This is a genomic window from Streptomyces qinglanensis, assembly GCF_900111245.1.
Taxonomy (GTDB): domain Bacteria; phylum Actinomycetota; class Actinomycetes; order Streptomycetales; family Streptomycetaceae; genus Streptomyces; species Streptomyces qinglanensis.
This window is the reverse complement of the sequence record NZ_FOGO01000008.1, coordinates 333,639-344,631: the sequence shown is the minus strand read 5'-3', so window position 1 is coordinate 344,631 and position 10,993 is coordinate 333,639. Positions and strand designations below refer to the sequence as shown.

General features: G+C 69.1%; 9 protein-coding genes and 1 pseudogene. 2 read left to right on the top strand and 8 right to left on the bottom strand.

What is annotated here, in order from left to right; all coding sequences use genetic code 11:
• Nucleotides 1-644 (top strand): hypothetical protein (locus tag BMX65_RS19265; protein ID WP_075001559.1); only part of this gene is annotated, 644 nt, incomplete at its 5' end.
• On the opposite strand, the gene BMX65_RS19260 is transcribed toward BMX65_RS19265, so the two are convergent.
• Nucleotides 641-1,096, bottom strand: coding sequence for a thiol-disulfide oxidoreductase DCC family protein (locus BMX65_RS19260; RefSeq protein ID WP_079171982.1), 456 nt, complete (start codon nucleotides 1,094-1,096; stop codon nucleotides 641-643). The genes BMX65_RS19265 and BMX65_RS19260 overlap by 4 nt on opposite strands.
• Nucleotides 1,097-1,434: 338 nt before the next feature.
• On the opposite strand from BMX65_RS19260, the gene BMX65_RS19255 reads away from it, so the two are divergent.
• Nucleotides 1,435-2,946, top strand: a complete 1,512-nt coding sequence (locus tag BMX65_RS19255; RefSeq protein ID WP_075001557.1) for an amino acid permease — start codon at nucleotides 1,435-1,437, stop codon at nucleotides 2,944-2,946.
• A gap of 320 nt (nucleotides 2,947-3,266) precedes the next feature.
• On the opposite strand, the gene BMX65_RS19250 is transcribed toward BMX65_RS19255, so the two are convergent.
• From BMX65_RS19250 to BMX65_RS19220, 7 genes and pseudogenes are all read right to left on the bottom strand, one after another.
• Nucleotides 3,267-3,791 carry a hypothetical protein gene (locus BMX65_RS19250; protein ID WP_107437520.1) on the bottom strand — a complete coding sequence of 175 codons (525 nt, stop codon included), beginning with the start codon at nucleotides 3,789-3,791 and terminating at the stop codon, nucleotides 3,267-3,269.
• A gap of 89 nt (nucleotides 3,792-3,880) precedes the next feature.
• Nucleotides 3,881-5,743, bottom strand: coding sequence for an alpha/beta hydrolase (locus tag BMX65_RS19245; protein WP_075001555.1), 1,863 nt, complete (start codon nucleotides 5,741-5,743; stop codon nucleotides 3,881-3,883).
• Nucleotides 5,740-6,204, bottom strand: coding sequence for a hypothetical protein (locus BMX65_RS19240; protein WP_075001554.1), 465 nt, complete (start codon nucleotides 6,202-6,204; stop codon nucleotides 5,740-5,742). Before BMX65_RS19240 ends, BMX65_RS19245 begins: the two co-directional genes overlap by 4 nt.
• 214 nt (nucleotides 6,205-6,418) lie before the next feature.
• Entirely contained in the window at nucleotides 6,419-7,735 is a 1,317-nt protein-coding gene (locus BMX65_RS19235) for a DUF1266 domain-containing protein (RefSeq protein WP_075001553.1), read from the bottom strand.
• A 482-nt stretch (nucleotides 7,736-8,217) separates the two neighbouring features.
• Nucleotides 8,218-8,658, bottom strand: coding sequence for a DUF6086 family protein (locus BMX65_RS19230; RefSeq protein WP_075001552.1), 441 nt, complete (start codon nucleotides 8,656-8,658; stop codon nucleotides 8,218-8,220).
• 612 nt (nucleotides 8,659-9,270) lie between these two features.
• Nucleotides 9,271-10,188: a GlxA family transcriptional regulator gene (locus tag BMX65_RS19225; protein WP_075001551.1), complete on the bottom strand. Its 918-nt coding sequence runs from the start codon at nucleotides 10,186-10,188 to the stop codon at nucleotides 9,271-9,273.
• A gap of 113 nt (nucleotides 10,189-10,301) precedes the next feature.
• Nucleotides 10,302-10,859: pseudogene (locus BMX65_RS19220) on the bottom strand (cysteine hydrolase family protein); the annotation flags it as partial.
• Nucleotides 10,860-10,993: the final 134 nt, after the last annotated feature.

Below are 10,993 nucleotides of genomic sequence, written 5' to 3'. Positions count from 1 at the left end.
ACAAGCAGGGGGAGGGGCAGTTCTGGGCGGCGGTGCCGAATCCGGATGAGAAGGATGCGGCGAAGGCTCAGTCGTGTACCGAGTTGCCGTTCTGGGTGGAGAACGGGGAGGTACCGGATGTGGAGAACGCGATCAGTCCGCAGATCCTCTCGAAGCTGGCCTATGCGCGGATCAGGGTGCCGGATACGCGGGTGGAGATGAATCCTGCGGGTCGGCAGACGGTGAATCTGCCGACGTGGGTGTGGCTGGATGAGGGCCGCTACAAGAGGCTGTCGGTGCGGGCGTCGGTGGATCTGGGTGCGGGCCGGGAGATCTGGGCGCGGACGACGGTGGAGCCGGAGGCGCTGAAACTGGATCCGGGGACGGAGGAGGCGAGGCTGCATCCGGGGTCGGGTGAGTGCGGCGTCAAGGACGACGGCAGCATCGGCACCCGGTATGTGAAGGGCAGCGGGAAGAAGGCGCCGCCGTGCGGGGTGACGTATCTGCGGGCCTCCCGGGGCGGGGGGAGCTATACGCTGCGCTCGACGCTGACGTGGAGGGCGTCGTGGGAGGGCAGCGGCGGTGCTGGTGTCGACGACTTGCCGAACGGCGAGTTCGGCGGCCGGCAGGACGTCACCGTCCAGGAAATCCAAGCCATCAACTAGCGAGCCGCGTCGCCGGGTTCGTCACCTGGCCGGGTGACGGCGCACGCGGCCGTGCCGCCCGGGAGGCGGTGCCGGTTGGCGGCGATGAGGCGGTAGCCCAGGTGGGCGACCCAGCGGAAGGGCGGCAGGGTCAGTACGGCACCGGCGACGGTCCAGCCGCCGTCCGCGCTGAGCAGCGCCTTCGCCACGGCTTGCGCACCGCCGTACACCGTGCCGGTCGGCGTCACCCACAGCACCTCGTGTTCCGCGCGCTCGCGGGTGATTCCGAGCGCGGCCAGGTCGGCGGACTGCCACGGTTCGTTCGCACAGCGGGGGCGCACGTGGCGTTCGCCGAAGCGGACCGCGGCGGTGCAGAAGGCGCAGTCCCCGTCGTAGACGAGTACCGGGCGTACCGATCGAGACGGGTGGCCGGACGGCACCCGAGGCCCGCTCGGCAGGGGGCGGGTTCGCATGCTGTCATCGTCCCGCACGGGCCGGGGCGCGCGCAGCTCCGGCGTACGCCGGTTCACGGTCCGAGGCCAGGACGGGCGGATGCTCGCGCAACGTTTCCTCGCCCAGGACCCGCAGGACGCAATGATCTTCCGACAATGCGCAACAGGTGTGCATTCCTGCCGTGAGCTGCGGCCTCGTAGGCTCATTCCCCGTGCCGGGAGTGGCGGCGACCGCCAGTTCGGCAGTTCTCCTCCCGATGGCGCACGGGTTCACCTCCGCACAGGGCGACCCGTCATGCCTCAGCCATGTGCGCGGGCCGCCGCAGGTCCCGCCGACCCGCAGCGACAAGGAGCCCGACATGCCGGACCACAGCGCAGCGCCGCCTTCGGTGGAGCACTCCGGCCCTCCGGGCCCCGGCGGGCCGGCGCAGGCCCCTGCTCCCCGTCGCGGGGGGCAGTTGATGCGGCGCAAGCCGGTCGAGCGGCTGATGGCCGAGGGCGGGCAAGGGGCGGGCGGCGCGCTGCGCCGGTCCCTGTCGATGTGGCAGTTGACGATGATCAGCATCGGCGCGACGCTCGGCACCGGGATCTTCGTCGTGCTCGGCGAAGCAACCCCGCTGGCCGGTCCCGCTGTCGCGATCTCGTTCGTGCTGGCGGGGCTGACCGCGCTGTTCTCCGCACTGTCCTATGCGGAGTTGGCCGGTTCCATCCCGGTCTCCGGGTCCTCGTACTCGTACGCCTACGCGACCATGGGCGAACTCGTCGCCTGGGTGTGCGGCTGGTGCCTGGTGCTGGAGTACGGCATCTCCGTCGCGGCTGTCGCGGTCGGCTGGGGCCAGTACCTGGACGAACTCCTCGACGGCACCCTCGGGGTGACGATCCCCGACGCGGTCTCCGCACCGCTCGGTGAGGGCGGCTTCGTGAACCTGCCCGCGCTGGTGGTCATTCTGCTGGCCATGGTCTTCCTCATGGGCGGTGCAAAGGAGAGCGCGCGCATCAACGCCACCATGGTCGTCATCAAGATCGTGACTCTGCTGCTGTTCTGCGGTATCGGATTCTTCGGCATCCAGGCGGGAAACTACGCCCCGCTCGCCCCGCTCGGCGTGACGGGGGTGAGCGCCGCCGCCGCGACGCTGTTCTTCTCGTACATCGGCTTCGACGCCGCCTCCACCGCGGGTGAAGAGGCGAAGAACCCGAAGCGGGACCTGCCCCGGGCGATCATGCTGTCGCTGCTGATCGTCACGGTGCTGTACTGCGTTGTCGCGCTGGTCGCCGTCGGCGCAATGCCCTGGCAGGACTTCGGCGACACCGATGCGGCCCTGGCGCGGATCATGGCGGACGTCACCGGTACGGACCTGTGGAGTGTGGTGCTGGCGGCCGGTGCCGTGGTCGCCATCGCGAGCGTCGTCTTCGCCGTCCTCTACGGCCAGACCCGCATCCTGTTCGCCATGTCCCGGGACGGACTGGTGCCGCGGGTGTTCGCCAGGGTGGACGCGCGGACCGGGACGCCGCGCGCCAACACGCTCATCGTGTCGGCCTTCTGCGGAATCCTGGCTGCGACGATCCCGCTCGGAGAGCTGGCCGACGCCACCAGCATCGGAACGCTCTTCGCCTTCGCCCTGGTCAATGTGGCCGTCATCGTCCTGCGGCGCACCCGGCCCACGATGAACCGCACGTTCCGGGTGGCGCTGTTCCCGCTCACGCCCCTGCTCGGCTTCGGCTTCTGCGTCTGGATGATGGCCAGCCTGCCGGCCGCCACCTGGGCCGTCTTCGGCGGATGGATGGCCGTCGGACTCGCGGTGTACTTCCTCTACGGCGTCCGCCACTCGCGGCTCGCCGCGGACGATGCCGAAGCGGCCGCCGACGGGTGACCCTGCGGAACGGCATGGCGGCGCGGGCCGGGTCATGCCGTTCCGCGGAGCGACGGTCGTTCCGGCCGGCCCTTCGGCCTGGGCCGTGCCGCACCAGGCCGAGGGAGAGAAGGCGCAGGGCGGTGAGCTGGGTCTCGGAGCGATTCAGCATACGGATTTGGCCGGGGTGTCGAAGATTTCGACGTTGTCGACCTGTCGGGTTGGCGACCCGGCGGCACTCCTCTTCCGCGCCGCGAAGTCCTTCCGGGAGTACCGGGCTGTCCCGCCGGTCGGAGTTGTCCGTCCAGGGCGGCCACGGAGCCGGACCTGCCCAGCGCCACTCAGGACCGGTTCAGTTCGGTTCCCTCTGGCACCCGGAAGCAGCGGGAGTCGACATCGACGCTGATCAGCTCCGTGCGGCCCGACTTGCCGGAGTTGAGCCATTGGACGGTGAGCGTATGATGCGAGTCGGGCTGTACGGCGATGATTTCCGGTGAGGCCGCCTTCGTGTCCATCGGGCCGTCCTTGGTGATTTTCCAACCCTTGTCCGGGAGTGTTCTGCGGAGGTTGTCCATCGCTTCGTCGAAGGTGCCCTTCTTCAGCTCGAAGACACTCCAGGGATGGTTGACCACGTAGTACGTCTCGAAGTCGGGGTCAACTTTCCGGCAGACGTGGGCAGCTGCGCTTGGCTCGGTCACCTGTCCTCGCACCCCCATCCAGTCCAGCACACGGCTGGAGATCCCGTTGACCTCGCCCTCGGCCTTGGGCACGGCCTGTACCTCGGGCTCGTAGCCCAGGACATCCTTCGCCCGGTTCTGCTGTCGGCTCATGCTTGCCGCACCGGAGCCCGACCCTGATTCCTCCATGCTCACCCAGACTGTCGCCAACGCTATGAGGCCCACTATGGGCAAGGCCCACAAAGCTTCTCGCCGGATTCGGCTTCCTGTTGTTCGTGTCACTCGTTCTCCCCGAAGCGCGGCACCAGCAGATCGACGTTGTCATAGTGGCCGACCGCTACATTCGCCATGCTGTTCAGGCTCTTGGAGGGCTCTCCGCCCTGCTGGTCCCAGTAGCTGCTGTGGCCGAACAGCGATGAGGCGTGGTCGCCGGGGTCCATGCGGTTCGCGCCGAAGGGTGGATCATTGGGGATCTTGCCGCTGTCACCGAGGCCCATCAGTCGGCCTCCCTCGCGGACGGCGGTGTCGTCCACCGCAGGCGCGGCAACGGACCAGACGTGCTCGGGGCCGACTCCCAGCTCTTTTGCCTCCTTGACCTGCATACCGGGGCTGCCCTGGACCATGATGTCATCGGCTGGTAGGCCGCCGTGTTCCTTGGTGGCCTGACCGACGACGGTGCTGCCGTAGGAGTGCCCGGAAACGGTGGTGTGACTGGCGTCGGCACCGCCCTGGGCTGTTTCGGCGCCTTGCACGAATCTCTGGAGCGCTGGTGCCCCGTCTTCGGCCCATTTACTGGTGTTGCCGGTATTCGGCACGTATTGAGGAATATCGTCGGGTGGGTCGTAGTCGAACCACGTGATGGTTGACACCGACTGGTTGGGTTCTGCCTTGTGACTGGCTGCCCAGAGCGCGTCCATGCTGTTGAGCGTGCCGCCGATGTTTCCCATGTTCGTGGTGGTGCCGGGTACGTGTACCACGGTGTGCTTCGCCTCGTCGGGGTTGCCGTTGGCGAGGATGACTTTGCCGTCGCCTTCGCCCTTGGCGTCGAATCCCAGTAGGTACGCTTGGGGGAGCCCCTTTTTGCCGCTCTTGTCGAAGCGCGCCTGGATCGCGTCTATCCCTTTGAGCTCGTTGTTGAGCGCCTTTTTGCGGTCTCCGTACTTCTCGTTCCACTTCCGCCAGTCAGCGCTTGTGGTCCAGACGTCACCGACGCGAGTGTGTTTCTCGGGTTCCTTCGGGATGGCGGAAAGTTGGTTTTCAAGGGTGCCCTTTGTCTCGGCGAGCTTCATACGGTTCGCTTCGTCACGGGCATCGGATGGGAGGCCGTCCAGGGAGCCGACGGCATTGGGCCGCAGCGCGATGTAGCTGTCCTTGTCGTCCTGGCTCAGTCCGTCCCACCATGACTTGTTGTCCTTCGGGCTGCCGTCCTTCGGCGGGGACGGCAGGTCCGCGCCGATTTCGTCGGCGGCTTTCCGGGAGGCGGCCGTATCCTTCTTGGTATCGGCCCAGTCGGTGTTCGAGACGTTGAGATCATCGTCGGCCTTGAGCCTGCGCAGGACGGGTGCGTAAGTCTGGTCCGCTTTGGTGGCGGCGTGTACGGCGGCAGCGATGTCATCGGCTATTTCCTGGGCCTTGACGGCTTTGGGATTGTCCGAGTGGTACTTGGCCTGGCGGTCCAGGGCCTCCAACTGCTTATCGGCACTGCCGCTGAGCCCGGCTCCATGCGCGGACTTGCCGGTGGCGGTGCCTCCTTCGGGCCGCTTGCCGTCGCCATCCTTCTCTCCGGCGGCCGGGTAGGTGACCGACCCGTCCGGGTTGACCTTGACTCCCTCGGTCTCGGCACTGGCCAGGGCGTCCTTGAGTTTCTTCCTGGCGTCTTCCAGGGCTTCCTTGAGGAACTGGATATTGGTGCGGATCAGCCCGCACTGTGCCTGGGCGTAGTGGAAGTTTCCCGAGAGTTTGCCGACCTGGCGGGTGGCAGCCTGGGCCGCCGCGCCGCTGAGATACTCCCTCATCTTGAAGGCTACTTTGTCGTTGAGCTTGTCCTTGGCGTGGCTGCCCATGTCGGATGCAGCGCGGTAGCCGTCGACGAGCTTGTCCAGATCGGCGGGTTCGAGCGCGGCGAGCGTCTGGTACTTCACCGCTCGCTCCCTTTGTGGTCCTTCGGTCCGCGCCCCTCGGTGTCCTTGTATCTGTCGTTGAGTTTCGTGAAGGCGTCCCTGCGCGCCTGGTCGTTCTTGTAGTGGTCGCTGCCTGCCTTTGTCAGTCGATCGGCGAGCGTGTTGCAGCGCCCGCTGACCTTTCCGAGGTACTCCTTCCAGGAGGTGTGCAGGTCGCCGAGAACGGAGCCGCACTCGAAGTCGTCGGCCTCCAGACCCTTGCCAGGCGGGTGCATCTTGGAGCGTGCCTTGCCGATGCTCTCCTTGAGGGATGAGACGCCGCTCGAGGCGTTGTTCCAACTCTTCTTGTCGGACTTGATGCCCTCGCCGCCCCAGGGATCTTCCCCGCCGCCCGTGGAGGAGGCCAGTTGAAGACCGGTGTCGTCCGGTGAGGAGCGTGGCGCTCCGATGACGTCATAGATGCTGGAATGCGTGTGTGCCATGGCCCCTCCTGTTCTCCTGCCCCCGTGTGCACTGCGGCCCCTAAAATGAGTGCGTTGGGCCACAGAGTGAGTATATTTGAGAGGTTTCGTGCCAGAATCACAGCCCCGATCCGGAAGAAACTGACGCTGGGTTCCCACTCGGCATCTGTCAGATCGCCCGCGAGATGTCCACATCAACAGCCTGAGCGCGGAGCGGCCCCCGGTCGGGGCCAGGTTAGTTGCCGTCTCCCGCGCGGAACGGGAGGGTCAGCCAGGGGCTTTCGGGGTCGGTGGTCAGGACGCGGTGGGCGGTCAGCATCTCCTCGTACCACGACCCGAACTCCTCCTCGTCGAAGTGCAGGCAGCGGCCGAGGACGTACCCGGCGGAGAAGTCCTCCCAGGAGCGGTAGCCGACCGCGCTGACCCGTCCGGCGCGCAGGACGGCGTCCTCGGCCTCCGGCAGTGTGCAGAAGCGGGACGCCAGGCCGAAGCGGGCCATGTTGGCGGCGCGGCCGTAGTCCCAGGCCGCGGCCGAGCGCACGAAGCGCCCCTCGGGCAGCAGCCCGTCGGCGCGGAACCGGGACTCGTACCGGGTGATGCGGCCGATCAGCCGCTTCACCCCGTCGATCTGCCACTCCACCTCCTCCTCGCTGGGGCCCTCGGTCCGGGTCACCCCGTCCGGGGTCAGCTCGATGGTGGCTGTGGCGATCCGCTTGCGCAGCACCCGTTCCGCCGCCTGCCGCCAGTGCGCGGGCTCCACCTGCCCGCCGAAGTCCTGGGCCAGACTGTGCCGTAGACCGAGAGTGAACTCCCACACCGGGCTGCTCATCTCGTTGGTCAGCAGCTCCTCCTGGTACTGCTGCCACTTCTCCCGTGTGGTGACGCCCCACCAGCGGTCGAGCGCCCGCCGCTCGTCGGTGTAGCCGTGTCCGTGGCCGAGCGAGTTCCAGTAGACGCCGTTGTTCACCGACAGCAGGGCGCCGCAGGCGAGTCCGCGGGCGACGGGCCCGGAGCGCGGGCCGCCCAGCCACAGCGTGCGGAGCGTCCCGTGTGCGCAGACGTGGTCGACCCGGTCTGCGTGCTGCTTCCACAGTGCGCACAACGACCGGCTGGCCGGGAAGTACGCCTCGCAGGGCGAGCCGGGATTGACGGCCAGCCACTGCGGGTCCTGAGCCGACCAGTCGCGGGCGTAGTCGCCGAGGGTCTCGGAGATGAAGACCGGGTCCTCGACCGGCGCCGGGAGCATGGCCTCCGTGTACACGGCCGCACACCAGCTCTGCACCTCCGCGCGCCAGACCGGTTGCATCCGGGCCGGGAGGTGCCCGGGGTTGGCGTCCAGCCACGGCCGGGAAGCGAGCCGGTAGAGGTACTGGCCCGCCAGCACATCCAGATAGCCCGCCCAGTCGTGCCGGCACTTGGCCTCGTACAACCGCTGCTCCACCACGCTGGGAGCCTCCGGCCACGCGGGCGCCGCCGAGCCCGCTCCCGCCGCTGCTGCCGCGCTCGCTCCCGCTGCTCCCGCGGCCTCCTCGGCCGCCCCCCGCTTCCACATCTGTCGCCCTCGCACTCAGTTGTCGCCGTCGCCCGCGTCCTGTTCGCCGTCCCACCCTGCCCGACGGCTCAGCGGGGGTGGTCGAACGGCCGGCATCACCACGTAGGCGGACCAGCGGACTCCTCCACAGACGGTGACCCCCCTTCCCTGCCTTCCAAGGATGGTGGCGCCCGCCTGGCCTCCGGATACGCACCATGCGGATGGGGCGGCGGCAGGGGCACGGGCGGACCGCTGCGGCATGGGTGTGTGACCTCCGGCGACTCGCTGAACGAGGGGCTGTGCGCTCACTCGGACCGAGAACGACCGAAAGTGACCATCGAGTCAACACACGGTCAGATGATCAGGGTAGCGCTGCGTGCGGGAGCGCATGCGCCCAGGGCGCGGGACGTGCGTGTGACGGTAGTCTCCGCTGGTAGGACATCGCTTCTTGTAGCGGACTGCGGTGCGGGACCGTGAGCGATGCGGCGCAGCCGGATGCTCTGTCAGCGGGGCATGCGCCGTCCCAGCTCCTGTGCCTTCCCGCGGAGGCCCGCGGCCCAGGCTGTGCCTTCCCCGGGGGCGGACATCCCCGTCACGGTGGAGACCTGCACGTCTTCGAAGGGGGCTTCCGGGGCGGCTCCGTGCCGCGCCCAGTCCACCTTGATCGCGGCTCGTTCCGCCAGAACGAGCACTGCGGCAGTGAAGCCTTCGCAGAGCGCGAGCCAGATCGAATGGCTCGTCTTGCGATGCTGTGCCAGGAGGGCGTTGACGAAGGTCTCGAAGGTGTCGGGGCTGATCTGACACTCGTCGTTCACCATCGGCCCGATGCCCGACGGGAGTTCCAGTTCCGCTTCGAAGACCGCTACCTGGCGCTGGAACATGCGAGAGACCCCATTGGACGGATTCCACAGCGTCTCGTCGCCGATGTCGAAGTACTGACTCATCTCGGTGCCTTTCAGCCGGTGAGGACACGGCCCTCCCGACTCGACGGCTTGGCATCTCGACGGCTTGGTATTCCGTACCCGCCGATCCGCCGTGGTCGTGCTCCCGACGGGGCTCAGAACAGCAAGCGGACGACCGGTATCACCACGTAGACGAAGGCCAGCAGGCTTCCCACCGCTGCCGCGATCACCCGTCCCCGCGTGATCCTTCCCCTGCCTGCGCCCGCCGAGCGGGGCGGTGCCCAACCGGCCCCGGGATGGGCCCCGTATGGATTGGGCGGTGCGGCGGGGAGTCGCGGGGGCCGCTGGGCCATGGGGCGGTGACCTCCGGGGGGCTGGTGGGTCGGGAGGGACGCTGCTGCTGCGCTCGTCCGACCGACGGTGTGCACCGGGTGCCCCCGGTCGGCGGATCCGTCGGGCCGTCGGGTGCGTCGGCTCGGTCTGATCGCCAGGTCGCCAGGTCATCAGGCTGCCATGCGGTCGGATCTTCAGGATAGCGGTCTGCGCGGGCCCTTCGCGCTTCGGCCGCCGCACCACGAGGACGTTCCCGGTGCGTCGGCGTCGGCTGTCGCGGCCGGCCGCCCGGGCTCCCGGGCTCCCGGGCTCCCGGTACGGTCAGGCCGGGGCGTTCCGGGCGCGGAGGCGGCGGAGCATGCGCGGGTCGGTGAAGCCGACCTCGTGCGCGGCGGTGTCGGTGGTGGCTCCGTGGGCGAGGAGGTGCTCGGCGCGTTCGAGGCGCAGGGTCTGCTGGTAGCGCAGCGGGGTCAGGCCGCCGGTGGCGCGGGTGAACAGGCGGGTCAGGGTGCGGGCGCTGACCCCCGCGTCGGCGGCCAGCCGGTCCAGGGTGAGGGGTTCGGCGAACCGGGTGTCGATGAGGTCCTGAACGCGGTGCACGGTGTCGTCGAGGTGCGAGCGGTACCGCAGGACGGCGCTGGCCTGCGGCTCGTCGCCGTTGCGGCGGGCGTAGACAACCATGCTCCGCGCCACCTGCGCGGCGAGCGCGGGGCCGTGCCGTACGGACAGCAGGTGCAGGGACAGATCGATGCCGCTGGCGATCCCGGCCGAGGTGACGACCCGGTCGTCCGTGGTGAACAGGACGTCGCGGACCACCGTGGTGTGGGGGAAGCGGCGGGCGAGTTCGTCCTGGAGTTCGTGGTGCGTGGTGCAGCGGCGGCCGTCCAGCAGCCCCGCCTCGCCCAGCGCCTGCGCCCCGGAGCAGACGCTCGCCACGGTGCCGCCGCCTGCGTGGTGCGCGGCGATGCGGGCGAGCGTCCCGTCGCCGAAGGGAGGCGGGCCGCGGCGCGCGGAGTGCCAGCCCGGCACCACGAGCAGGTCGTCCCGGCCCAGGTCCGGGGGCCATGCGGTCTCGGCACCCAGCGGCAGGCCCTGCGCGCTGTGGATCAGCTCCCGTTCGCCGACGTAGTCGAGCCGGTAGGGCCGGCCGAGCCCCGCCGCGGTGCTGAAGACCTGGGCGGGGCCGGCGAGGTCGAGCAGGTGGACGCCCGGAGCGAGGAGGAGGACGACGCGGGTCACGCGGAGGATGCTGCCAGGTGTGCGGGGTCCCCCTCCACCGGACCGGCCGCCGCTCCGGTGCCCGGCCCTTCATCCGGTCCTTCATCCGGTCCGGCATCCGGTCCTGCATCCGTTCCGGCCGCGAGGCCGGTCTCCCGCTCGGCCTCCAGTTCGGCGACGGTGGTGATCCGCGCGAAGCGGTCGCGCAGTACCGCCACCGTCCGTTCGACGACGGCCTCGGCGCTCAGGCCGCCCACGGGGTTGGTGGTGGTGGCGTCCACGGCGAAGGAGACCCGGTAGCCGAGGTCGCTCGCGACCCGGGTGGTGGTCTCGACGCACTGTTCGGTGCGGATGCCGCAGACGACGAGCTCGGTGACGCCCGAGCTGGTCAGCACCTGCTGCAGCGGTGTGGTGGTGAACGCGTTGTGCGCGGTCTTGTGCAGTACGGGTTCGCCGGCGGACGGCTGGTCGAGTTCGGACATCAGCCGCACATGGCCCTGCTCCGGGTCGAAGACGTTGCCGCTGCCGGGTTCGGTGTGCAGTACCCAGATCACCTGGTCCCCGGCGGCGCGGGCGAGCCGGACGAGCCTGTTCACCGGCTCGGTGATGTCCGGATCGGCGAGGGTGGTCCAGATGGCGGTGCGGGCCCGGAAGGACTCCTGGACGTCGATGACAAGCAGCGCTCTGTTCATGCCGACAGTCTGGGCGGCGTCGGGACGCCGCTGACAGGCACGATCGGGGCCGGTGGCGGAACGATCCGGTCACCTCCCGGCCGCGGGTGCCTTCCCGTCTCCGGTTCTCCGCCTGCCGCTCCGCCTCCACTTCG